This is a genomic window from Cryobacterium sp. MDB2-A-1 (assembly GCF_004402675.1).
GTDB classification, from domain to species: domain Bacteria; phylum Actinomycetota; class Actinomycetes; order Actinomycetales; family Microbacteriaceae; genus Cryobacterium; species Cryobacterium glucosi.
Map to the genome: position 1 here is coordinate 1 of NZ_SOFK01000026.1, position 22,825 is coordinate 22,825.

Genomic DNA, 22,825 nt, shown 5'->3' on the forward strand with positions numbered 1-22,825 from the left:
CAACAACCCCGTCATCCCGATCACCGCATTCATCGGCGTCCGAATCTCATGACTCATCGTCGCCAGAAACGCCGACTTCGCCGTCGTCGCCGCCAACGCCGCATCCCGCGCCAACCCCAGACTCACATTCAACTCCACCTGCCGCACCCGCAACCGATCAGCATCCCGCACCGCGAACAACAGGCGCACCGCACCAGCCATCACGGTCACGACGGCGGTGACGATCGAGAAGTACGACAGGGAGGTGAATTGATTCACCAGGGCAACCGCAAGGGCGCCGAGAGTGAATATCGAGGGAATCGCCAGTACGAACGCCGAATCCGACCCGACAGGCCTCGGGGTGCTCCGGGACCGCCAGGCCGCGGCCACGAGGAGCAGGGCGGCGAGCGGCCAGAGCGCGTTGACCGGCGCTCCCGGCAGATCGAGCCCGGGAAGGCCGGTCGCCTGGATGAGGTTGCCCAGGGCCATCAACGAGAATGCAGCTGTGCACAGCGCCCAGATCTGACTCGGGCGCCGGCCGAGGGCGGCGGCCGTGCCGACAAGGATGGCGACGAGCACGAGCGGGGCGACCGCGTAGACGAGGGAGATCAGGCTGTCGACGGTGATCTCGTCGGCAGCGCGATAGAAGAGCGCAGACGCGATCGACAGCAGACCCAGGCTTGCAATCACACCGTCGAGCCACACGGAGGCCGTTGACGGCGGCAGCCGCTTCCGCACCAGCAGGACCAGCCCGGCGAAGGCGAGCCCGAAGAAGGCTGCGTCGAGTGCGAAGGCGAACGCATCCAGCACGCCGGCGGCGTCATGGTCCGTTGCGGCCGCCGCCGTGCCGGCCGCGTCCGACAGCGCGACGGCGTACAGTGCGCCGGCAAGCGCTCCCCAGGCGGGGCGCTCGATCGGGCGCAGGACCACTCGAGCTCCGACCAGGGTCGCGGCTCCGAGTTCGAGCGCGATGTAGAACCAGCCGTCGAGCCACCCGGGGCGGCCGGGGCCGGTCACGAGGAACGTCGACGCGGCGTATGCGACGGTCCCGATGAGAATCGCCATGAACGAGACCCGGATCGATCCCGGCGCGTCGGGCAGGAGAGAAGCGACGCTGGCGGACCCGCGCTGTGCCACCTGAATCGACCTCTCGTCCGGGTCGTCGCCCCGGCGGCCGCCCGTGCATGCACTGGCCATCCTCAGCGCAGGTCCGGAGCAGGTGACGACGGACGTCAACTGCTACTTACAGTGCAGCATTGCATGCAATTTATCAACTGCGAGCGGCTCGACCCCGGGACTCCCCGCGTGAAGCGATCAGCCGTGCAGGTCCCGCACGACGGCGTCGAGGGCGTTCACCGTGAGTGAGACGGACTCGACGTCGATCCGCTCGTCGTTGCCGTGGAAGAGCTGGCGGAACATTCCGTAGTCCCAGCGCCGGCTGAGCAGGGCGAAACCGTACGCGGGGATGCCGCGGCGGCGGTAGAACCGGGCGTCTGAGCCGCCGACGCTCAGCATCGGCAGCAGGTCGGCGTTCGGGTACGCCCGGCGGGCGGCCGCACCGAGGGCGTCGTAGAGCGGTGTGTCGATCGGAGAGCGGGTCGCGGCTTCGAACCCCTCGCCCTCGATCGTCACGTCGGCCATGAGCTCGCCGAGCGCCTCGCGGAGGTATGCGTCGACATCCGCCGCCGCGATGCCGGGCAGCACCCGGATGTCGAGGGTCACAGTCGCGAGGGCGGGAATGACGTTGTCCTTGTCACCGGCCCGCACGACGTTCGGCGAAACGGTCGTGTGGGTCGAGGCGTGCGCGAAGCCGGCGAGGGTGCCGAGTTCGTGCAGGGCGTCGATGATGCGCACGGGGTCGAGGAGCCGGGCGGCGAGCGCCGGGTCGAGGTCGAGCGCCGCGACGTAGCGGCGCCAGTCCGGGGTGATCTGCACGGGCGCGTGGTACCGGGAGAGCCGGTACACCGCATCCGCTGCGATGATGGCGGCGTTGCGGGCACCCCAGGGCGCCGAACCGTGCCCGGGGGTGCCGTGCACGACGAGGCGACGGCCGGCGAGGCCTTTCTCGCCGATCGTCGTGGAGATGGAGGGGGTGGGGCCGACGGGCACGCCGCCGGACTCGGTGAGGACGAAGTCGGCGTCGATCAGGTCGAGGCGGTTCTCGGTGAGCCACTCGACGCCCAGGCCGCTGCCGGCCTCCTCGTCGGCGACGGCCGCGAACACGAGGTCGCCCCGGGGTCGGAATGAACCGGTCGCGATGGCACGTGTGACGGCGGCGTAGCTCGCGGTGAGGCAGAGCATGTCGAGAGCGCCTCTGCCCCAGATCTCGCCGTCGACGATCTCCGCCGCGAACGGGTCGCGGCTCCAGCCGGCCTCGTGCACGGGGACGACGTCGAGGTGGCCGACGAGGGCGAGGGAGGGCGCGCCCGGGTCCGTTCCGTGGATGCGGGTGATCAGGGAGGCCCGGCCCGGGTGCGGTTCGACGACCTCGAGGTCGAGGCCGGAGCCGGCGAAGAAGCCCTCGAGGGTGCGCACACTGCGGATCTCGCCGCCGGAGTCCGCTGTGCCGTCGTTGACGCAGGCGTTGCGGATCAGGTCGCGCAGCAGGTCGACAGTGGCGCGGGTGAGCGCGTCGTCGGGGTGCGTGCTGCCCGGAATGATGCTGCCGGAAAGGGTGTCGTCTGCGATGGTGCGGTCCTTTCGACAGGTGCCCACACTCTACCCGAGCGGATGCCGGGCTCGGGTCGGCTCGGCTCAGCTCAGGCCGCGATACGACCGGCCGCTTCGATGGCCGCGAGCTGGCGCTCGAGGCTCTTCAGCAGCAGCGGGAGCTGGTCGGCTGGAGCGTCGGGGGCCTCAGGGTGCCACTGCACGCCGGTGATCGGCGCGAACTCGTGCTCGACGGCCTCGATGAGCCCGTCGGGGGCCACCGCTGCGGCGAGGAGGCCGGTGCCGAGGCGGTCGACGCTCTGGTGGTGCGCGCTCTGCACGGCGGCGAACGCGCCGCCGAGGCTGTCGGCGAGTACGGTACCCTCGAGCAGTTCGACGGTGTGTTCGCGGAGGATCCGGTCGATCGGCACGTCGACGTTGCGGTGGATGCCTTCGTCGATGTGCTGCACGATGCTGCCGCCGAGGGCGACGTTGATGATCTGGAGGCCGCGGCAGATGCCGAGCAGCGGGGTGCCGTGCTCGAGGGCGCGGCGCACGAGCGCAAGCTGGCCGTCGTCGGCGACCGGGAAATGCAGGGTTTCTTCCGGGTAACCGGAGACGCCGCCGTAGAAACGGGGAGTGATGTCTTCCCCGCCGAGGATGACGATCGCGTCGGCATCCGCTGTCGCGGTGAGCAGGGTGGCGATGGTCATGTCGGCCGCGGCGAGGCGGGTGACGGCCCAGCCGCCCTGTTCGGCTGCGGCCACGACGGTTCCGTTGAGGACCTGGACCTTGGCGTGGTACGCGGGGCGGTCCGGGCGGCTTCCGGTGACCTCGACGACCGCGAGGCGCGGGGCGGTGGTCTCGGCCATGCTGCCCTCCAGGCTGTTTCATCGTGTGCGGTGTTCCCAGTGTGGGCACTGCCGGCTCCGGACGCGAACGGGGCCGTCACAGTCCGCAACAGAAGGTTCGTAGACGGGCGGGTCTGGCCGTTCTATGCTCGCGGCAGGAGGGCACCGGGCACCCGCCCTCGCCTGCCATTCCCGCGCCGAAGGAGGCGAGTCCATGCGGTCACGACGCCTGCTGCTTCTGGGGGTCGTCCTCGCGGTCGTGGGCCTCGGGGCAGGGCCGGGGACTCCGGCATCCGCCGAGGATCCCCCGAGCTTCGGGTCGAGCCACGTGGTCGACAGGGTCGGCGCCCTCGGCTCCCGCACCGCGGAGGTGACCGCCGCCCTCGACCGGCTCTACGCGGAGACCCGCACCGACCTCTTCGTCGCCTACGTCGACAGCTTCACCGGAGTCGCCGACCGCCAGCAGTGGGCAGACCAGACCGCCGACGAGAACGGGCTCGGCACCAACGATGTGCTGCTCGCCGTCGCAACAAGCGACCGCCAGTACCAGCTCTCGGTCGCGCAGAATTCGACCCTGACGGATGCGCAACTTCTGGAGGTCGAAACCGTCGCGATCGAACCGGCCCTGCGCGTGAACGACTGGGCCGGGGCGGCGATCGGCGCCGCGAACGGCTTCGCGGCGACGATCGGCGGCCAGCCGGTTCCAGCGCCCTCGCTCACCCCCGGTACCGCGAATCCCGGAGGAGGGGCCTCCGGGGGCGGCCTCCTCACGGTGATCCTCGTGGCGCTCGTCGTTTTCATCGCGATCGTCGCGGGGACGATCGTGTTCTTCGCTCGCAGACGGCGGGGCGCGGCGGTGGCTGCAGCCGGTGCAGCCGGTGCAGCCGGTGCAGCGCCTCCCGTCGGAACCGGGCAGCCCGCCGCCCTCTCCACCGAAGAGCTCTCCCGGCGGGCGGCGACCGCCCTCGTCCAGACCGATGACGCCGTGACGTCGAGCGAGCAGGAGCTCGGCTTCGCCCTCGCCCAGTACGGCCAGGAGGCCACGGAGGCGTTCCGCACGGCCCTCGACTCCGCGAAGGCCGCGCTCCGGGCCGCGTTCACCCTCCAGCAGAAGCTCGACGACGCCGTCCCCGACACCGAGGAGCAGCGCAGGGACTGGTTCCTCGCCATCCTCGACGGCTGCGAGCAGGCCAACACGACCCTCGACGACCAGGCGGCGGACTTCGCCGCGCTGCGCCAGCTGGAGAAGAACGCTCCGGCCGCCGCGGCATCCGCTACCCGCGACGCCGACGCCGCCGAGAGCAGGATCGCGCCCGCCGCCGCCCGTATCGCCGAACTCGCCGGCCGGTATACCGCGGCCGCACTCGGGACCGTCGCCGACAATGCCGACCAGGCCAGGGAGCGCATCGCCTTCGCACGCACGGCACTGTCGGAGGCCGGCAAACGGATCGAGAGCGACCCGCCGGGAGCAGCCGTCGGGATCCGTGCGGCGGAGGAATCGGTCGACCAGGCCGGGCTGCTGCTCGATGCCGTCGACCGGCTCGGAACCGACCTCTCCGCGGCGGCGGACCGGGTCTCGGCCACACTCGCGGAGTTGCAGGGGGATCTCGCCGCGGCCCGCGCGCTGCCCGCCACCCCTGCCGGCGTCATCGCCGACACCGAACGCGCCGTCGCCGAGGTCTCCGCCCGGCTCGGCGCCGGACCGATCAACCCGCTCGAACTGCTCGGCCGGCTCGAGGCGACCAACGCGCGCATGGATGCCGCGCTGCAGGGGGTGCGGGACGCGGCCGCCCAGGCGCAGCGCACCGAGGCCGCACTCGACCAGGCCCTGCTCTCCGCGCACGGCCAGGTCTCGGCGGCGGAGGACTTCATCACGGCCAGGCGCGGCGCCGTCGGTGCCGAGGCGCGCACCCGGCTCGCCGAAGCCGGACGTCTGCTCGCCCAGGCCGACGGCACCCGCGCGACCGACCCGGGCTCCGCTTTCACCGCCGCGCAGCGCTCCGGCTCGCTCGCCGCGGAGTCGATCACCCTGGCACGAGCGGATGTCGACGGTTTCGCGGGCGGGCCCGGCCCCGGTACCGGCCTCGGGCAGGGCGGAGGTCAAGGCGGCACCGGGTCAGGCATGCTCGGCGCCGTCCTCGGCGGGATCCTGATCAACTCGGTTCTCTCCGGCAACCGCGGTGGCGGTCTCTTCGGCGGCGGCACATTCGGCGGCGGCCCCTTCGGTGGTTCGCGCGGCCGGGGCGGTGGCGGCGGGTTCGGCCTGCCGGGCGGCTTCGGCGGTGCGGGCACCCGGTCCCGCCGCGGCGGGGGCGGGAGGTTCTGACTCACTTCACCCCATACAGCGGAAGCACACAGACACGCGCCACACTGGACCCGCCCGCAGAATCACTCGAAAGGACACTGTCATGACCAAGCAATCCATCTTCGGCCGCATCGCACAACTGGCCAAGGCGAACATCAACTCCCTGATCGACTCGGCAGAAGACCCGAAACTCATGCTCGACCAGATGGTGCGCGACTACAGCAACAGCATTTCGGATGCCGAGGGTGCCATCGCGGAGACGATCGGCAACCTGCGCCTCCTCGAGGACGACCACCGGGAGGACGTCGAGGCCGCGGCGGAGTGGGGCGGGAAGGCACTCGCCGCGAGCCGCAAGGCCGACGAGCTGCGCGCAGCGGGCAACGCCGTGGACGCCGACAAATTCGACAACCTCGCCAAGGTCGCGCTCGGCCGCCAGTTGCAGTCCGAGAAAGAGGCGAAGGCCGCCGAGCCGCAGATCGCCTCGCAGACCACCGTCGTCGAACAGCTCAAGACCGGTCTCAACGCGATGAAGGAGAAGCTCGGCCAGCTGTCCGCCAAGCGGGACGAGCTCATCGCCCGCTCGAAGACGGCCGCGGCGCAGACCAAGGTCATGGACGCCGTCAAGAGCATCGACATCATGGATCCCACGAGCGAGGTCAGCAGGTTCGAGGACAAGATCCGCCGCGAGGAGGCCAAGGTGCGCGGGGCGAACGAGCTCGCCGCGTCGAGCCTCGACGCCCAGTTCGAAAGCCTCGAAGACCTCGGCGAACTCACCGAGGTCGACGCCCGCCTGGCGGCGCTCAAGTCCTCCGGCGCGAGCGAGATCGAGAAGTAGCCCACGGCGCTAAACCGCCGAGAGGGCACACTTTTGAGTTCGGAGAACGTGCGCGATGCCCTCGCGCGCGACAAGCCGCGAGGCGCATACTGGAGTATGGCTCCCTCCTTCGTTGTCGTGCCGCAATGGCAGGGTTCGGTTTCTCCGCGCGCAATGCGCCTCAGCGATGGTGCGGAGGCGATCCGGGGTGATCTCCCGTCCTCCGCGACCGTCGAAGTCCCGGTTCCGGTCGAGGCCGGCGACGCGCAGGACACCGGCATCGACCGGTTCTCGAGCCTCGTCATGGTGCGCGAGCGCCTCACCCGTGCGCTGCGCGACTGCGTCACCCCCGTCCTCACGATCGGCGGCGAGTGCGGCGTCTCGCTCGCGGCCGTCGGCCACGCCTCGGCGCGGCATCCGGGCGGCCTTGCCGTGGTCTGGCTCGACGCCCACCCCGACCTGCACACCCCCGATTCATCGCCCTCCGCAGCTTTCGGCGGCATGGTGCTCCGGGCGATCGCCGGCGAGGGTGTCGACGGGCTCGTGCTCGGCGCGGACGAACGGGTGCCGTTCGACCGGATCGTGATCGCGGGAGCCCGCGACATCGACCCGGCCGAAGCCGAGCTCATCGGTGCGGCGGGCATCCGCTGCCTGTCGATCGAGGAGCTCGAGACGCCGGACGGCATTCTCGCCGCGGTCCGCGCGACGGGGGCGACCGCGTTCTACATCCACCTCGACCTCGACGTGCTCGACCCCTCCGTGCTGACCGGGCTCTCGAACCTCCTTCCCTTCGGACTGAGCGTCGAGACCCTCGGCCGCACGATCACCGCGCTCAGGGCCGAGTTCGAGCTCGCCGGTGCCACGATCGCGGGCTTCGCGCCCGCCTCCCCCGAGGCCGCGAACGACGACCTGCCGAGCATCCTCCGGATCATCGGCGCCCTCACCCGCTGACCCGCGCACCGCAACGTCGGAGATTTTCGCCACACGCCGTGAATCCGGGCAGCGGATGCCGCGGGTCGCGCAAAACTCCGACGTTGCGTTGTCCTGCACCGCGGACAACGCCCCGAAACCCACCAGCACCAGGAAGGCATCCGTGAGCGAGCAGCGCAGCACCGAACAGAGCCGAACAGAGCACGACCCCGGCGGGCAGGACCGCGCCCACCAGGAACTCCGGGTGCTGACCGAGCGGCGCGGGCACGTGCTCCTGATCGGGCTGAACCGACCGGAGAAGCGCAACGCCGCCGACCTGCTGATGCTGCAGCAGCTGTCCCTTGCCTACGGCGAGCTCGATCGCGACCCCGGGCTCAGGGTCGGCCTCGTCTACGCCGTCGGCGAGCACTTCACGGCCGGCCTCGACCTCGCCGACATCGGCCCGCGCCTCGGCCCGGACGGCATCGACATGGTGCCGGACGGCGGGGTCAACCCCTGGCAAGTCGACGGCCGAGCGGTCTCGAAGCCGGTGGTGATGGCCGTGCAGGGCACCTGCCTCACACTCGGGATCGAGCTCATGCTCGCGAGCGAGATCTCGGTCGCTGCCGCCTCGACGCGGTTCGGGCAGATCGAGGTGGCCCGCGGCATCCTGCCGTTCGGCGGAGCCACGATCCGGTTCCCCCGCGCGGTCGGCTGGGGCAATGCGATGCGCTGGATCCTCACCGGTGACATGTTCGATGCCGCGGAGGCCCTGCGGATCGGGCTCGTGCAGGAGGTCGTTCCCGACGGCACCGAGTTCGACCGGGCGCTCGAGCTCGCCGGGCGGATCGCCGCCCAGGCCCCGCTCGCGGTGCAGGCGACCCTCGCGAGTGCGCGAGACGCCGTGCGACTCGGCGATGCCGTCGCGGAGGCCGGGCTGCAGCCGACCCTCGGCGTGCTCGCCGCGAGCGAGGATGCCCGGATCGGCATGGAAGCATTCCGCACCAGAACCGCCGCGGAATTCGTGGGGCGCTGAACCACGTGACTCATCGACGACAGGAGACACCATGAACGACCAGACCACGACCTACGACGTCATTGTGATCGGCGGCGGCGCCGTCGGAGAGAATGTCGCAGACCGCACCGTTCAGGGCGGGCTGAGCACGATCATCGTCGAAAGCGAACTCGTCGGGGGCGAGTGCTCGTACTGGGCGTGCATGCCGTCCAAGGCCCTGCTGCGGAGCGGAGCGGCACTCTCCGCCGCACGCCGGGTCGGCGGAGCCGCCGAGGCCGCGACCGGTGAGCTCGACGTCGCCGCCGTGCTGCGTCGCCGGGACTCGTTCACGAGCCACTGGGCGGACGACGGCCAGGTCGGCTGGCTCGACTCCGCGGGAATCGCCCTCGTCCGCGGGCATGCCCGCCTCAGCGGCGTGCGCGAGGTGACCGTCACCGGCACGGACGGAACGACGACTGTGCTCACGGCCCGGCACGCCGTCGTGGTGAGCACCGGGTCCTCCGCCGTGCTGCCCGACATCCCAGGGATCGGCACCGTCGACCCCTGGACCAGCCGCGAGGCCACGAGCGTCCAGCACATCCCGGAGAGCCTCGCCATCATCGGCGGCGGTGTCACCGCGGCCGAAATGGCCACGGCGTACACGTCGCTCGGCGCCCGGGTCACGCTCATCGTGCGCCATTCCCTCCTCGGCAAGGAAGAACCGTTCGCCGGCGAACTCGTCATCGAGGCCCTGCGCGCGGCGGGAGCGACGGTTCTGACCGGCGAGGCTCCCGTTCTCGCGATGCGCTCTGCCGACGGCGACGTCGTACTCACCCTCGCGAGCGGTGGAACCGTCACCGCGACAGAGGTCCTCGTCGCGACGGGTCGCGCACCGCGCACCGACGACCTCGGGCTCGCGTCCGTCGGGCTTCCCGACGGCGGCTGGCTGACCGTAGACGACACCCTGCTCGTTCAGGGCGACGCGGCGGACCTCGCCGGCGACTGGCTGTACGCGACCGGCGATGTCACGCATCGGGCCCTCCTCACCCACCAGGGCAAGTACCAGGCGAGGGCGGCGGGCGACGTGATCGTCGCCCGCGCCTCCGGCCGGGCCGTCGACGACTCCCCCTGGGGCACCCACGTCGCCACCGCAGACCACTCCGCCGTCCCCCAGGTCACCTTCACCGATCCCGAGGTCGCCTCGGTCGGGCTCAGCCAGGCGGCGGCAGAGAAGGCCGGCCTCCGGATCCGGGTGCTCGACTATCCGATCGGAAGCGTCGCCGGAGCGAGCCTGCAGGCCGATGGCTACACCGGCATGGCCAGGGCCATCGTCGACCTCGACCGGGAAGTGCTCATCGGCGTCACGTTCGTGGGCCAGGACGTCGCGGAACTCCTGCACGCGGCGACCATCGCCGTCGTCGGCGAGGTACCGATCAGCCGGCTCTGGCACGCGGTCCCGGCCTACCCCACGATGAGCGAAGTCTGGCTGCGCCTGCTGGAGGCATACGGCAGGCCGTAGCGCGGCATCCGCTGCCCGCAGCCGGCGCTGACGGCGGCTGACAGCCGCTGACAGCGCGCGGCAGCGGGGCGACAGCGGGGCGACAGCGGGGGAATTGTCTACTGGTGTCCTACCCAGGAGGCACCATGACCCCAGCAATCGAAGCCCGCGGGCTCACCAAACGATTCGGCACGACCCAGGCACTCGCCGGAATCGACCTCACCGTCGGACCCGGCCGGGTGCTCGGCGTCCTCGGCCCCAACGGCGCGGGCAAGACCACCGCCGTGCGCATTCTCGCGACCCTGCTGAAGCCCGACGCCGGCACCGTCACGGTCGCCGGCTTCGACGTCGTCACCCACCCCGTCGACGTGCGCCGCCGGATCGGCCTGACCGGCCAGTACGCGAGCGTCGACGAGGACCTGCGCGGCGTCGAGAACCTCGTGATGATCGGGCGCCTCCTCGGGCTGTCCCGCTCCGATGCGAAGGCCCGCGCCGCCGAGCTCCTCGAGGAATTCGAGCTGACCGACGCCGGTGGCCGCCTCGCCAAGACCTATTCCGGCGGCATGCGCCGCCGCCTCGACCTCGCGGCCTCGCTCATCGGCCGTCCGAGCGTCGTCTTCCTCGACGAACCGACCACGGGCCTCGACCCCGCCAAGCGCGACGACGTCTGGGAGATGATCCGCACCCTCGTTCGCCAGGGCACGACCGTGCTGCTGACGACGCAGTACCTCGAAGAAGCGGATGCCCTCGCGAACGAGATCACCGTCATCGACCACGGTCTCGTCATCGCCCACGACACCCCGGAGGGCCTGAAGCGCCAGGTCGGCGGGCAGACCCTCGAGGTGCGGCCGGCCGACGACCGGGACCTGGACCGCGTCACCGCCCTGCTCGCCTCCGTCGGCACCCGCGCCCCCGAGTTTCCAGCCCCGAGCCTCGTCTCGGTCCCCGTCGCCGGCGCGGATGCCCTCACCGCGACCGTCGCCCGGCTGCACGCCGAGAACATCGCCGTCACCGAGCTCTCGCTGCGGCTCCCGAGCCTCGACGAGGTCTTCTACTCCCTGACCGGTCACACGCCGGCAGTACCCTCCGCCACCGGCCTCGTCACGGAAGGAGCCGCATCATGATCGTCCGCGACTCGCTGATCCTCGCCCAGCGCACCGTCACCAAGATGGTGCGGAACCCCGAGCAGTTCCTCGACGTCTCGGTGCAGCCGATCGTGATGACGGTGATCTTCGCGTTCATCTTCGGCGGCGCGATCGCCGGGACGAGCCAGGACTACCTCCAGTTCGCGCTTCCCGGCATCATCGTGCAGACGATCATGACCACGGCGATGACCATCGGCGTCAACCTCAACTCCGACCTGAAGAACGGGGTGTTCGACCGGTTCCGGTCCCTGCCGATCGCCCGGTCCGCCCCCCTCATGGGCGCCGTGACTGGCGACGTGGTGCGGCACAGCATCGCGATCGGCGTCACCCTCGCCTTCGGCGCGGCGATCGGCTTCCGCTTCCTGACCCCGTGGTACTCGGTTGTGACGGCCATCGTGCTCATGATCGTGTTCGCGATGAGCCTGTGCTGGACATCCGTGTTCATCGGCATGCTCGCCCGCAGCTCGGGCGCCGTGCAGGGTTTGTCGTTCCTGATCGTCTTTCCGCTCACCTTCGGCTCCTCGGCGTTCGTGCCCGCGGCGACCATGCCCGGCTGGCTCCAGGGCTGGGTCGCGATCAACCCGGTCACCCACGTCACCGACGCGATGCGCGGCCTCCTGGTCGGCAACTCGATCATGACCCCGGGCACAAGCGTCGGCGGCGAAGTCCTCTGGGTGCTGCTCTCCTGCGTCGTCCTCGTCGGCGTCTTCTTCCCCCTGGCGATGCGCGCATACCGCACGAAGCTCTAGCGCGATTCCCTCCCGCGCGCGGGGGCGGGATCAGCCGGCCGGGTCGATCAGGGCGCGGAGGGTCGCGAGGGCGTGCGGGCGCGAGGAGGGCGCCGGCGTCGCCCGGTCGATGCCGTGGGCGGCGGCGGCCTGTTCGATCGCGATCGCTCGCGGTTCGAGGCGGTCGTACGCCCCGATGATCGCCGAGGAGAGGTCGAGCGCCCGCACGGCCTCCTCGACCTGCCCGCGGGCGAGCGCGAGGCCGCCGAGACTCAGTGCGACCTGGCCGATCACGGGGTGGTCGAGGCTCGCGATCGCGGCATCGGCGGCCACGCGAATGGCCCGCTCCGCGGCATCCGCGTCGCCCTGAAGGAGCTCGAGCTCCGCGCGGCGCACCCCGATCATGGCGACGAGCTGGGCGGGCATGTTCGGCCAGCCGGACGCGAGGTCCTCGATCCTGGCGAGCCGGGCGCTCGCGGCTCCCGTGTCGCGGTCGTTCAGGTCGAGCACGAGTGCGGTGGCCTCGGCCTGGATCACGGTGAAGATATTGCCGGACTCCGCAGCCCCTGCGAGGAGTTCAACCGCGCGCTCCCGCGCCGCCGCGAGCCTGCCCTGCCGCAGCATGATCGACACGGCGAGCGCCTGCTGCTGGGCGAGGTCCCAGCTCGAGGTGATGCGGCTCATGTTCGCGGTCGACGCGTCCGTCACGTCGAGCGCCTCGTCCAGGCGCCCCTGCAGGCTGAACCACTCCGCGCGCATCTGCTGCGCGAGGGCGAGGCCCCAGAGGTCGCCGATCGCCTCGAACGCGCGCACGGCGTGGGCGGATGCCTCGCCGAGCTCGGCGATGTCGCCGCGGTTCTGCGCCGTGGCGGCCCGAATCACGTGCAGCATGGCCGCGGGCCAGGGATCAAGGCCGAGTTCCTCGCCGCTCGGGATCCGCACCCGCAGCATCCAGCCCTCCTCTCCGAACGAGGTCCGGAACGCGGACAGGAGCGGGAAGGCGAGCTGCATCAGTTCGCCGCCCCTCCCCGGCGGGTCCTGCGCCCACGCGTCGAACGCACGCCGTGCGGCCTCGGCGAGCGCCTCGGGGACGAGTGCCGAGTCACGAGCGGCATCGGGATTGGCCTCCTCTGCGGAGAAGGCCCGGACGACCGGCGTGAACAGCACAATGGCGCGTGCTTCATCGCTGTCGACCTCTGCGGCCAGTTCGCTCACCGCGCCGAGCCAGACGCCGAGCTCGTCCCTCCGCTCCCGGATCCCCCAGTACCACACGCAGGCGAGCGCGACCCGGACCGCGGGCTCGGCGAGACGCGCGCTCGTTGTGTACCGGAGCGCCGCAGTCACATTGTCGTCTTCGGCGTCGAACCACGCGATCGCCTCGCGGATCCGCGGCCCGCGCATCAGCGCATCGGCGGCCTCCGCCCGCACCGCGATGTATCCGGCCTGCGCCGCGCGCTCGGCCGCGAGGGTCCCGGCCTCCGCGAGCCGTTCGATGCCGTATTCGCGGATGGTCTCGAGCAGCCGGTAGCGTCCGCGTTCGCGGTGCAGCAGCGACTTGTCCACGAGGCTCTCGAAGACGGATGCCCCGACGAGCCCGGCCGTGGCGGCGACGTCGGCCGCATCCCGGGTGTCGATCCCGGCGGGGAACACCGCGAGCCGGCCGAGCGCCGTGCGTTCGTCCGCCGAGAGCAGGCTCCAGCTCCAGTCGATCAGGGCGCGGAGGGTCTGGTGCCGCGGCAGTGCCGTGCGGTACCCGCCGGTGAGGAGGGTGAAGCGATTGTCGAGGCCGTCGAGGACCTCGTCGAGGGTCATCGTGCGGAGCTTCGCCGCGGCAAGCTCGAGGGCGAGCGGCAGCCCGTCGAGGCGCGCGCAGATCCGGGCGGCGCCGGCCAGTTCCCCGGTAGCGAGGCCGGCGCCCCGCGCGGCGAGGGCCCGCTGGCCGAACAGCTCGAGAGCGGCGAACTCGCGCAGGCGCTCCGGCGACCCCGGCGCGTCCGGAGTGTCGATGGCGGCCTCGAGCTCTGACTCGCTCGGGTGCGGCAACGACCCGACGGTGACGAAGGACTCGCCGGGGATTCCGAGCGGCTCGCGACTCGTAGCGAGAATCGTCAGTGCGGGCAGGACGCCGAGCAGGCTCTCCGCGAGCCGCGCGGCCGCGTCGATGACGTGCTCGCAATTGTCGAGCACGAGCACGACCGCGCGCCCGAGAAGCGCCTCGACGACCCGCTCGAGGCTGCCGACGGGCTCGACGGGCGCGTCCGAGGTGCGCAGTTCGCGCCCGGTGGCCGCGAGCACCGCGGCGAGCACCTCGCCCGGACCCACCGGGGCGAGCTCGACGAGCACGGCACCACGGATGCCCGCTGCCGTTTCGAGCGCGAGGCGCGTCTTCCCGATTCCCCCGGTTCCGACGATCGTGACCAGCCGGGACACGGCGAGCTGCTCCTCGATCGCCGCGAGTTCACGCTCCCGGCCGACGAGGCGGGTGAGGGACACCGGGATGCCGCGGGCCGCGGAGGGTGCGAAGGCCACGGAGGGTGCGCAGCCATCCGGGGCTGCGCCATCCAGGGCTGTGAGTTCGAGTGCCCTGGCCCGGTCGCGGGCGAGGTCGCGGAGGAACCAGTCGAAGTCCGGGGACGGGATCCAGGGTTCGCCAGCCCAGAGCGCGAGGGCCGCGAGCGCGGCGCGTCGGGCATCCGCCGGCAAGGCAGTCCCCGCCGCGGCAACCGCCTCGGCCACGAGGTCTTCGAAACGGAGTGCGTCGACATCGGACCTGGCGAGCAGGAGACGGTAGCCGCCGACCGTCGACTCGATCACTCCGGGAGGGAGCTGGGCCCGGAGCCGGGAGACGATGGACTGGAGGGCGGCCCGCTGGTTCTCGGGCGCATCGCGGGACCAGACGTCCTCGGAGATCGCCCGGTAGCTCACCGCCGTTCCCGCGTCGACGGCAAGCCGGAACAGCACGGCGAGCTGCATCGACCCCGTCACGGGAACCTGCCGTCCGTCGTGCTCGACACTCAGTCCGCCCAGCAGTCGAATTCGCACGGGGTTAACTCTAAGTGCCGGTCAGGCGGCATACGCTTGAGTGATGCTCCGGATCCTTTTCGATTCCCCCCTCAGCAGGGCCGGGTATCTCTATGCGACGGCCGTCGGGTTGGTCTGGGGAGGGCTCCTCAGCACCGGGCGCGTCGAGCGGCGCGGCGGCCTGATCGTCTTCCGCGGCCTGCCGAACTGGGCCTTCGGCCGCGGCGGGTCCTGCGTCGGCGGCTGCTACCTCACCCGGGACAACGTCTCCGACGCGATCCTCGAACACGAGGCCGTGCACAAACGGCAGTGGCAGCGCTACGGCATGCTGTTCCCGCTGTTCTACCGTGCGGCCGGCAGCAACCCGCTCACCAACCGTTTTGAAATCGAGGCCGGCCTGGAAAAGGGCGGCTACCTGACCAAAGGGAAGTCATGACCGACACGTCCGAAGCATCCGCACCGTCCGCTCGCACCATCATCATCACCGGGGGCAGCGACGGCATCGGCGCGGCCGCGGCCCGCGCGCTGAGCCGCACCGGCGCATCCGTCGTCATCGTGGGACGCTCGGCGGCCAAGACCGCCGCCGTCGCAGCACCGCTCGGCGCCGACTCGTTCACCGCCGACTTCGCCAGCCTCGACGAGGTGCGCGCTCTCGCCGCGACCCTCCTCGAGCGCTACCCGCGCATCGACGTGCTCGCCAACAACGCCGGCGGCATCATGGGCAAGCGGGTCCTCACCGTCGACGGCCACGAGAAGACCTTCCAGGTCAACCACCTCGCGCCGTTCCTGCTCACGACGCTCCTCACCGACCGGCTGCTGGAGAGCCACGCCCGGGTGATCAACACCGCGAGCGTGGCGAACAGCGTCTACGCCCGGTTCGACATCGACGACCTCGATGCGAGCGCGAAGTATTCACCCAACCGGGCTTACGGCAACGCCAAGCTCGCCAACATCCTCTTCACCCGCGAGCTGCACCACCGCTACCACGAGCAGGGCCTCACGACTGCGGCGTTCCACCCCGGCGTCGTCGCGACGAGTTTCTCGTCGAACTCGACGAGCGTGATGCGCTTCATCTACCAGACCCCGCTCAAGCGGATGCTGATCACACCGGAGCAGGGCTCAGACACCCTGGTCTGGCTCGCCACGGCTCCCCTGGACGAATGGATCTCCGGTGAGTACTACGACAAGCGCCTGGTCGCGAAGGCGAACAAGCTCGCCTACGACCCGGCGCTCGCCGCAGCCCTCTGGGAGCGCAGCGGGGCGATGGTGGCTGCGACCGCCCAGGCCGCACCCACCCTCGAATAGCCGCTACGGCATCCGCTCGCTTGCTCCGAGTACCGCGTTACTCCGAGTACTGGGCGGATGCCTCTGCGAGCATGTCCGCCTCTGCCCACGTCGCGAGGTTCGCGCGCAGTGCAGCGCCGAGCGTGGCGTCGACGCTCGTCCAGTACCAGATCGCGCGTTCGGTGACCTCAGGGCGCTGCACGCCGCTGATCGCACCCGTGATGGTGTCGAGGAAGCGGGCCTTGGCCGCGTCGTCGAACACGTCGCGATAGAGCGTCCCGGCCTGGCCGAAGTCGCTGTCCTCGCTGCGCAGCACGGCGGCGGCACGGAGCAGCTCGCCGTCGTTCTCCCAGCTGCCCTCGCCCGCGAGCAGCGGGTCGGCCACCGGGCCGCCGAGCGAGTTCGGCGCGTAGTTCGGGGCCTCTGGAGCGTTGAAGTGGTGCCTGCCGGCGCCGTCCTGCGAGTAGTTGTTCACCGGGGCTGCGTGCGGGGCGTTGACGGGCAGCTCAGCGTAGTTCGTGCCGACCCGGTATCGCGCGGCATCCGGGTAGGAGAAGATGCGCGCCATCAGCATCTTGTCGGGGCTCGCCGCGATGCCGGGCACGAAGTTGGCCGGCGAGAACGCGGCCTGCTCGATTTCGGCGAAGAAGTTCTGCGGGTTGCGGTTGAGCGTGTGCACACCGACCTCGATGAGCGGGTAGTCGGCGTGCGGCCAGACCTTGGTCAGGTCGAAGGGGTTGAACCGGTAGGTCTTGGCGTCCTCGTACGGCATGATCTGCACCGAGACGGTCCAGGACGGGAAGTTGCCTGCCTCGATCGCGTCGTGCAGGTCGCGGCGGTAGTAGTCGGCGTCTGCGCCGGCGATGAGCTCGGCCTCAGAGCCCTCCATCTCGACGTTGCCCTGGTTGGAGGCGAAGTGATACTTGACCCAGAAGCGCTCGCCGGCGGCATTGATCCACTGGTAGGTGTGCGAGCCGAAGCCGGGCATCTCGCGCCAGGAGCGCGGCAGGCCGCGGTCGCCCATCAGGTAGGTGACCTGGTGCGCGGACTCCGGCGAGAGGGTCCAGAAGTCCCACTGCATCGTGGCATCGCGCAGGCCGGAGCCGGGCAGCCGCTTCTGGGAGTGGATGAAGTCGGGGAACTTGATGCCGTCTCGGATGAAGAACACCGGGGTGTTGTTGCCGACGATGTCGTAGTTGCCCTCCGTCGTGTAGAACTTGACCGAGAAGCCGCGCACGTCGCGCCAGGTGTCCGGACTGCCCTGCTCGCCGGCGACACTCGAGAATCGCTGCAGCGTCTCGGTGCTCGTGCCCGGCTGGAAGACCGCGGCGCGGGTGTACGCGGACACGTCGCCGGTGACCTCGAACACGCCGTGCGCTCCGCCGCCCTTGGCGTGCACGATCCGCTCCGGGATGCGCTCGCGGTTGAACTGCGCGAGCTTTTCGACCAGATAGCGGTCGTGCAGGGCCGCGACGCCGTCCGTCCCGACGGTGAGGGAATGCTCGTCGCTCGCGACGGGGGTTCCGGTCTGGGTGGTGGTCGGCTTGATCGGCCCGGTGTTCGACTCGCTGTTGGACTCGGTGGTCATGCTGCTCCTTTGTTCGACTACATGTGCACTGCGTAGGTCAGGGATGAGTGGGTGGATGGCCGGCCGGGAGATGGGGCTCTGCGCCCGCGGCCTGGCAGTCGGGGCAGAGCCCCCAGTAGGTGACCTCCGCGGCGTGCACGGCGAAACCGGCCGCGTCGCTCGGCTCGAGGCAGGGCGCCTCGCCGACGGCGCAGTCCACGTCCTGCACGGCGGCGCAGCGCGAGCAGATCACGTGGTGGTGGTTGTCGCCGACCCGGCGCTCGTAGAGCGCAGGAGACCCGGACGGTTCGATCCTGCGGGTGAGACCCGCCGAGGTGAAGGCCGCGAGCACGCCGTAGACCGCCTGCAGCGACGTTCCGGGCAACTCGGTCCGCACCACGGCGAAGAGCCGCTCGGCACTCGCGTGCGGGGAATCGTCGAGGGCCCGCAGCACGGCGAGGCGCGGCGCGGTGACCTTGAGTCCCGATCGGCGGATGCTGTCACCGAGCTGCCCTGGCTCGCCCGGCCGCGAGAATCCCGGGTTTTTGCTCGGCGTCCCGGTCGTCGTCATGCCCTCACGCTAACAGTTGTTTTGATTTCCTCAAAACAATTCACCGAATGTTCAGAAACGCCGGATGTTCAGGAAGCGGGGGTCAGGAGCGAGGGTCAGGAGCGGGGAGCGGTGTCGCCGTCACCATCGGCGCCGCCGGCGAGGGCGCCGCGGTAGACGTCGAGCACCCGCGACAGGAAGGCCGCGATGACCTCGCGCTCCTCCGCGGGGAGGTCACGGGTGACAGTGGCGACTCCCCCGATCACCGGCATGAGCGCTCCGACGGCCTTCTCCACCGATTTCGCTGCGGGCAGGACGACGACCTTCCGCCTGTCCGAGGTGTGCGCCTCGCGCCGGGCATGACCGAGTGCGACGAGCCGGTCGACCACAAGGGTGGTCGCTGCCGTCGAGATGTCGAGCCGCCGGGAGAGTTCGCTCGGTGTGAGCGAACCGGCCGTGATCAGGTGTTCCATTGCGGACAGGTCGGTCGGATTCACCGCGAGGGCCTGTCCGACCTGGCGCTCGAACGCCCGGGACAGCACTACGAATTCCCGCAGCTGGGTGCCGATCTCGCCGGAATAGGGCAGGCCGATGTCGTTGTCGCCGACAAGGGGTTGGACGGCGCCGGTCGGCGCACCGCTTGGTGCACCAGCCGGGAGCGGGGACTTGCGAGGCTCTGCCATGACCGCCATACTAGTCCTGACATTGCTAGGATGCTTAGCAATCAGGACTATTGGAGGAAAAGTGCTCGGGATTGTGCGCATCATCACGGGTCGGCGCACGGCCTGGGTCGTCCTCGTCGGCGCCGTCATCGCCGTCGGACTGCTGTTCGCACTGCTGCCGAAGAGCGCCGGGAACGACTTCCCGACGTCCGGGCTGCCCACGTCGAGCCAGGCGGCCAGGGTCGATGCCCTCCTCGCCGACTTCCCCTCGGCGAAGCAGACCTCCGCGATCGTCGTCTGGAACCGCGGTGGCGACACGACCGGCGCGGAGAGCGCGCTGACGGAGACGGACAAGGCCGCGATCACCGCGCAGGCCGCCGAACTCGGCGCACTGTCGACCGCCCCGCGGGCGACCACGCCCCGGTTCAGCGACGACGGGCTCGCGGCGATCAGCGTCGTGCCGCTCGAGGCCGCCGCCGTCAGCGCCGACGTCAAGGGCACGGCCGCGGACATCCGCTCGGCCGCCTCGAGCGACCTGCCCTCCGGCCTGAGTTCCTACGTGACCGGGCCGGTCGGGTTCCAGGCCGACATCTCCAACGCCTTCGCGGGCGCCGATTTCCGGCTGCTGCTCGTGACCGTGATCGTCGTCGCGGTACTTCTGATCATCACCTACCGCAGCCCCGTGCTCTGGATCGTGCCGCTCGTGGTCGTCGGACTGGCCGACGGGCTCGCCGGCGTCGTCGTGAGCGCCCTCGCCGGGCCGTTCGGCATCACCCTGGACGCAAGCGTTTCGGGCATCCAGTCCGTGCTCGTCTTCGGTGCGGGCACCAACTACGCACTGCTGCTCGTCGCCCGCTACCGCGAGGAACTGCTGCACACCGAGAGCAGGAACGAGGCGATGCGAATCGCCGTGCGGAGCGCAGGCCCCGCGATCGCCGCGAGCGGAGGGACCGTCGCGCTGAGCCTGCTGACCTTGCTCTTCGCCGAGCTCTCCGGCAACCGCGCGCTCGGTTTCGCCTGCGCGATCGGTGTCGTCATCGCGATCCTGTTCGCCCTGATCGTCCTTCCCGCCGCCCTCGTCGTCTGCGGCCGCGGGCTGTTCTGGCCGTTCGTGCCGCGCTACGACCCCGCGTCGCCCCGCGTGCACACCGGATTCTGGTCCCGGCTCGGCCGCGGCGTCGCCCGGCGCCCTGTGGCGATCATCGTCGCCTCCGCGCTCGGGCTCGGCGCCCTGAGTCTGGGACTGGTCGGGGCATCCGTCGGGCTCTCGCAGGCGGACCAGCTGCTCGGCAACCCGGAATCGGTGCAGGCGCAGGCCATCGTCGACGCCTCGTTCTCGTCGGGGCTCACGAGCCAGACCATCGTGCTCGCACCGGATGCCTCGGCGACAGAGGCCGCGAGCCTCGCCACAACGACAGCGGGCGTCGCAACGGTGCAGCCGGGCGAGAGCGCGAACGGGCGCACCCGGCTCAACCTGTCGCTTTCGAGCGAACCGGGCAGTGAGACGACCTTCGCCACCATCACCGCGCTGCGCACCGCATACGCGGATGCCGGCGGCGCGGTCGCGGATTCCCTCGTCGGCGGCACAGACGCGACGGCCCTCGACACCCGCACGAGTTCGCAGCGCGACCAGGACCTGATCCTGCCGATGATCCTCGCGATCGTCTTCGGCATCCTCGCCCTGCTGCTCCGCTCCCTCGTCGCGCCGGTCCTGCTGATCCTGAGCGTGCTCGCGACGTTCTTCGCGAGCCTCGGCGCTTCCAACCTGATCTTCCAGAACCTGCTCGGCTTCCCGGCTTTCAATACGAACGTCGTGCTGTTCGCGTTCCTGTTCCTCGTCGCGCTCGGGGTGGACTACAACATCTTCCTCACGACGAGGGCGCGGGAGGAGGCCCGGCTGCACGGCACCCGGGAGGGCATGGTGCGCGCCCTCTCCTCGACCGGAGCGGTGATCACGAGCGCCGGCATCCTGATCGCAGCGGTCTTCGTCGTGCTCGGGGTACTCCCGGTCGTCGCGCTCGCTCAGATCGGCGTGATCGTCTGCCTCGGCGTGCTGCTCGACACCCTGCTCGTCCGCACCCTCGTGGTTCCCGCGCTCGTGTTCCTCACCGGCGACCGGTTCTGGTGGCCGTCGCACCCGGCACTCCGCGAGTAGCGGGGCACCGAGCGCCGGGCGCCGAGCGCCGGCAGACCTCGCGAGTACAGTGTCCGCATGACTGCGGTGCTCGAGCGGATGCTGCCGGCGTGGCTCGTGCGGCATCCGCTGCGGTCGGGCTGGGCCTGGCTGGCCCTCTGGGGTGTCGTGGTCGCCTCCGACGCCCTCTCGCCCTGGGTCCCCGGTCCCGGCTGGTACGCGGTCGTGCTGCTCGCCGCGCTGCCGGCCCTCGCGGCGACAGTGTGGCTGCTCGCGGCCACACCGCGCGACCACCTTCCGCCCGCGAACGACTCGGTGCTCGGCCATTTCTTCGTGCGATTCCTCGCGCTGTGTGCGGCATTCCTGGTCTGGGGGGTGTCCGTGGTCGCGAGTTCGTCGATCTCGACGGCGATCCAGGCCGCGGCCGACGACAATGACGCCGAGGTGACCGGGCTCGGCTTCACGCTCATGCTCGCGGCGATCCCGGTGGTACTGCTCGTACTGTGGATGGCCTTCGTCGTTCGGTGCAGCTGGTTCCTGCGGCGGTTGCGCGGCTGGCGCGAGCTGCCGGAGGCGCACGCGGTTCCGGAGGACTTCCTGCGGACCAGCCCGCGCTTACGATTCACGATCGTGGGGCTCGCCCACCCGGGGCTGCTCCTCGCCGGCGGGCTCGGGGCATCCGTGCTCGCCGTGCTTCTCGGCGGACCCGAGTTCACGCTGCATCTCACGCCCTGACCCGCGCCCCCGGACGGGGCAGTGCTGCTCAGCGGGCGAGCGGGCCGCCGACCTTGGTCAGCAGCGTCTGGAACGCGCGGGGTGCCGCCCGGAGCTCCGAGCGGGCCGTGAGTGCACCGGCGGCGTGGAAGGCCTGGGCGACGTTGATGATCTCGTACTGCACGAGCGAACCCTCCTCCTCCGCGAGCACGCGGTACTCGCCTCGGTACCACCAGTCCCCCTGCACCACGATCAGGCGCTCGGCGGGATCGGCCCGGAAATGCCGGTTGATCGTGGCGACCCCCTCGCTCGGTGCGGGCATCAGCGCCGCGAGCAGCCGCACGAACACGGTCTCCGGCGGCGCTTCGAGGTGCCCAGCGAAGGACCGCAGCACGGTGTGTCGAGGCGGCAGCTCGAACGAGACCTCCGGATCGGTCACGGGTTACTTCAGGCTCTTCTGGAGCAGCACGGTTCCGAGCCAGCGGTCGAACTTGAAGCCGACCTTGCCCATCCGGCCGATCTCCTTGAACCCGAAGTCGAGGTGCAGCTTGATCGACGCGTCGGCGCCCTGGTCGGCGATCACGGCGATGATCTCCTTGAGGCCCGCATCCTTGGAGCGCGTGATGAGCTCGCCGAGCAGCACCCGGCCGAGTCCCTTGCCTGTCGAGGCCGCTCCGAGGTAGATCGAGTTCTCGACGGTGAACCGGAACGCGCGCTTCTCTTTCCACGGCGTCACGAGCGCGTAGCCGAGGATCTGACCGGCGGGCGACACGGCCACGATGAAGGGCATGCCGAGCTTGCCGAGGTAGTAGAACTTACTGCGCCAGGCGGCGAGGGTCATCGGGTCGACGTCGAAGGTGACCGTGCTGTTGGCGACGTAGTAGTTGTAGATCTCGCGGATGTACGGCAGGTCGGTGATCAGCGCGTCCCGCATCGAGTACTCGAACGGAGCCTCGGTCTCCGGCGCCGGGCGCAGGTGCCTGGGCAACTGCCGGCGCGGCTGGTATTCCTCTTCAAGCAT

General features: G+C 70.6%; 20 protein-coding genes. 11 read left to right on the top strand and 9 right to left on the bottom strand.

Annotated features, from left to right (window positions below; all coding sequences use genetic code 11):
• The 3 genes from E3O39_RS08680 to E3O39_RS08690 all read right to left on the bottom strand — a co-directional run.
• Positions 1-1,044, bottom strand: a 1,044-nt coding sequence (locus E3O39_RS08680; protein ID WP_304990174.1) for a HAMP domain-containing sensor histidine kinase, incomplete at its 3' end; no start/stop codon positions are given.
• A 249-nt stretch (positions 1,045-1,293) separates the two neighbouring features.
• Positions 1,294-2,694, bottom strand: coding sequence for a M20/M25/M40 family metallo-hydrolase (locus E3O39_RS08685; RefSeq protein WP_198413418.1), 1,401 nt, complete (start codon positions 2,692-2,694; stop codon positions 1,294-1,296).
• Positions 2,695-2,738: 44 nt separating this feature from the next.
• On the bottom strand, positions 2,739-3,500 hold the full coding sequence (locus E3O39_RS08690; protein WP_134449817.1) for a gamma-glutamyl-gamma-aminobutyrate hydrolase family protein: 762 nt from the start codon (positions 3,498-3,500) through the stop codon (positions 2,739-2,741).
• Between the two features lie 193 nt (positions 3,501-3,693).
• Between E3O39_RS08690 and E3O39_RS19755 the strand changes: the two genes are divergently transcribed.
• From E3O39_RS19755 to E3O39_RS08725, 7 genes are all read left to right on the top strand, one after another.
• On the top strand, positions 3,694-5,805 hold the full coding sequence (locus tag E3O39_RS19755; RefSeq protein WP_134449816.1) for a TPM domain-containing protein: 2,112 nt from the start codon (positions 3,694-3,696) through the stop codon (positions 5,803-5,805).
• Between the two features lie 82 nt (positions 5,806-5,887).
• Positions 5,888-6,619 (top strand): PspA/IM30 family protein, encoded by a 732-nt coding sequence (locus E3O39_RS08700; RefSeq protein WP_134449815.1) that lies wholly within the window; start codon positions 5,888-5,890, stop codon positions 6,617-6,619.
• A 96-nt stretch (positions 6,620-6,715) separates the two neighbouring features.
• Positions 6,716-7,549, top strand: coding sequence for an arginase family protein (locus E3O39_RS08705; RefSeq protein ID WP_134449814.1), 834 nt, complete (start codon positions 6,716-6,718; stop codon positions 7,547-7,549).
• A 142-nt stretch (positions 7,550-7,691) separates the two neighbouring features.
• Positions 7,692-8,543 (top strand): crotonase/enoyl-CoA hydratase family protein, encoded by an 852-nt coding sequence (locus E3O39_RS08710; protein ID WP_277612980.1) that lies wholly within the window; start codon positions 7,692-7,694, stop codon positions 8,541-8,543.
• Between the two features lie 31 nt (positions 8,544-8,574).
• Positions 8,575-10,020 carry an NAD(P)/FAD-dependent oxidoreductase gene (locus E3O39_RS08715; protein WP_134449812.1) on the top strand — a complete coding sequence of 482 codons (1,446 nt, stop codon included), beginning with the start codon at positions 8,575-8,577 and terminating at the stop codon, positions 10,018-10,020.
• Between the two features lie 125 nt (positions 10,021-10,145).
• A complete protein-coding gene (locus E3O39_RS08720) occupies positions 10,146-11,123 on the top strand; it encodes an ATP-binding cassette domain-containing protein (RefSeq protein ID WP_134449811.1) in 978 nt (325 codons plus the stop codon).
• Complete coding sequence (locus E3O39_RS08725; RefSeq protein WP_134449810.1) at positions 11,120-11,893, top strand: ABC transporter permease; 774 nt, start codon at positions 11,120-11,122, stop codon at positions 11,891-11,893. Before E3O39_RS08720 ends, E3O39_RS08725 begins: the two co-directional genes overlap by 4 nt.
• Positions 11,894-11,923: 30 nt before the next feature.
• On the opposite strand, the gene E3O39_RS08730 is transcribed toward E3O39_RS08725, so the two are convergent.
• Entirely contained in the window at positions 11,924-14,914 is a 2,991-nt protein-coding gene (locus tag E3O39_RS08730) for a hypothetical protein (protein WP_134449809.1), read from the bottom strand.
• Between the two features lie 43 nt (positions 14,915-14,957).
• Here E3O39_RS08730 and E3O39_RS08735 point away from each other — a divergent pair, with 43 nt between their 5' ends.
• Both E3O39_RS08735 and E3O39_RS08740 read left to right on the top strand, forming a co-directional pair.
• The gene (locus E3O39_RS08735) at positions 14,958-15,329 is read left to right on the top strand and encodes a Fe-S oxidoreductase (protein WP_134449808.1); all 372 of its coding nucleotides are present in this window, start codon (positions 14,958-14,960) and stop codon (positions 15,327-15,329) included.
• Complete coding sequence (locus E3O39_RS08740; RefSeq protein ID WP_134449807.1) at positions 15,326-16,198, top strand: SDR family NAD(P)-dependent oxidoreductase; 873 nt, start codon at positions 15,326-15,328, stop codon at positions 16,196-16,198. The genes E3O39_RS08735 and E3O39_RS08740 overlap by 4 nt, the downstream gene beginning before the upstream one ends.
• A gap of 37 nt (positions 16,199-16,235) precedes the next feature.
• Here E3O39_RS08740 and E3O39_RS08745 read toward each other — a convergent pair whose 3' ends face one another.
• The 3 genes from E3O39_RS08745 to E3O39_RS08755 form a co-directional block, all read right to left on the bottom strand.
• Positions 16,236-17,765 (bottom strand): catalase, encoded by a 1,530-nt coding sequence (locus E3O39_RS08745; RefSeq protein ID WP_134449806.1) that lies wholly within the window; start codon positions 17,763-17,765, stop codon positions 16,236-16,238.
• A gap of 37 nt (positions 17,766-17,802) precedes the next feature.
• Complete coding sequence (locus E3O39_RS08750; RefSeq protein WP_134449805.1) at positions 17,803-18,315, bottom strand: Fur family transcriptional regulator; 513 nt, start codon at positions 18,313-18,315, stop codon at positions 17,803-17,805.
• A 95-nt stretch (positions 18,316-18,410) separates the two neighbouring features.
• Entirely contained in the window at positions 18,411-18,977 is a 567-nt protein-coding gene (locus tag E3O39_RS08755; RefSeq protein WP_134449804.1) for a MarR family winged helix-turn-helix transcriptional regulator, read from the bottom strand.
• 61 nt (positions 18,978-19,038) lie between these two features.
• Here E3O39_RS08755 and E3O39_RS08760 point away from each other — a divergent pair, with 61 nt between their 5' ends.
• Together E3O39_RS08760 and E3O39_RS08765 are read left to right on the top strand one after the other, a co-directional pair.
• Positions 19,039-21,111, top strand: a complete 2,073-nt coding sequence (locus E3O39_RS08760) for an MMPL family transporter (protein WP_134449803.1) — start codon at positions 19,039-19,041, stop codon at positions 21,109-21,111.
• A 57-nt stretch (positions 21,112-21,168) separates the two neighbouring features.
• The gene (locus tag E3O39_RS08765; protein ID WP_134449802.1) at positions 21,169-21,825 is read left to right on the top strand and encodes a hypothetical protein; all 657 of its coding nucleotides are present in this window, start codon (positions 21,169-21,171) and stop codon (positions 21,823-21,825) included.
• 28 nt (positions 21,826-21,853) lie between these two features.
• On the opposite strand, the gene E3O39_RS08770 is transcribed toward E3O39_RS08765, so the two are convergent.
• Positions 21,854-22,243: a hypothetical protein gene (locus E3O39_RS08770; RefSeq protein WP_134449801.1), complete on the bottom strand. Its 390-nt coding sequence runs from the start codon at positions 22,241-22,243 to the stop codon at positions 21,854-21,856.
• Between the two features lie 3 nt (positions 22,244-22,246).
• The gene (locus E3O39_RS08775) at positions 22,247-22,825 is read right to left on the bottom strand and encodes a GNAT family N-acetyltransferase (RefSeq protein ID WP_134449800.1); all 579 of its coding nucleotides are present in this window, start codon (positions 22,823-22,825) and stop codon (positions 22,247-22,249) included.

Excerpts from the sequence above, each read along its gene's own strand:
- E3O39_RS08690 (WP_134449817.1), bottom strand. The coding sequence starts at position 3,500 with ATGGCCGAGACCACCGCCCCGCGCCTCGCGGTCGTCGAGGTCACCGGA.
- E3O39_RS19755 (WP_134449816.1), top strand. The coding sequence starts at position 3,694 with ATGCGGTCACGACGCCTGCTGCTTCTGGGGGTCGTCCTCGCGGTCGTG.
- E3O39_RS08700 (WP_134449815.1), top strand. The coding sequence starts at position 5,888 with ATGACCAAGCAATCCATCTTCGGCCGCATCGCACAACTGGCCAAGGCG.
- E3O39_RS08705 (WP_134449814.1), top strand. The coding sequence starts at position 6,716 with ATGGCTCCCTCCTTCGTTGTCGTGCCGCAATGGCAGGGTTCGGTTTCT.
- E3O39_RS08715 (WP_134449812.1), top strand. The coding sequence starts at position 8,575 with ATGAACGACCAGACCACGACCTACGACGTCATTGTGATCGGCGGCGGC.
- E3O39_RS08720 (WP_134449811.1), top strand. The coding sequence starts at position 10,146 with ATGACCCCAGCAATCGAAGCCCGCGGGCTCACCAAACGATTCGGCACG.
- E3O39_RS08725 (WP_134449810.1), top strand. The coding sequence starts at position 11,120 with ATGATCGTCCGCGACTCGCTGATCCTCGCCCAGCGCACCGTCACCAAG.
- E3O39_RS08735 (WP_134449808.1), top strand. The coding sequence starts at position 14,958 with ATGCTCCGGATCCTTTTCGATTCCCCCCTCAGCAGGGCCGGGTATCTC.
- E3O39_RS08740 (WP_134449807.1), top strand. The coding sequence starts at position 15,326 with ATGACCGACACGTCCGAAGCATCCGCACCGTCCGCTCGCACCATCATC.
- E3O39_RS08745 (WP_134449806.1), bottom strand. The coding sequence starts at position 17,765 with ATGACCACCGAGTCCAACAGCGAGTCGAACACCGGGCCGATCAAGCCG.
- E3O39_RS08750 (WP_134449805.1), bottom strand. The coding sequence starts at position 18,315 with ATGACGACGACCGGGACGCCGAGCAAAAACCCGGGATTCTCGCGGCCG.
- E3O39_RS08755 (WP_134449804.1), bottom strand. The coding sequence starts at position 18,977 with ATGGCAGAGCCTCGCAAGTCCCCGCTCCCGGCTGGTGCACCAAGCGGT.
- E3O39_RS08765 (WP_134449802.1), top strand. The coding sequence starts at position 21,169 with ATGACTGCGGTGCTCGAGCGGATGCTGCCGGCGTGGCTCGTGCGGCAT.
- E3O39_RS08775 (WP_134449800.1), bottom strand. The coding sequence starts at position 22,825 with ATGCTTGAAGAGGAATACCAGCCGCGCCGGCAGTTGCCCAGGCACCTG.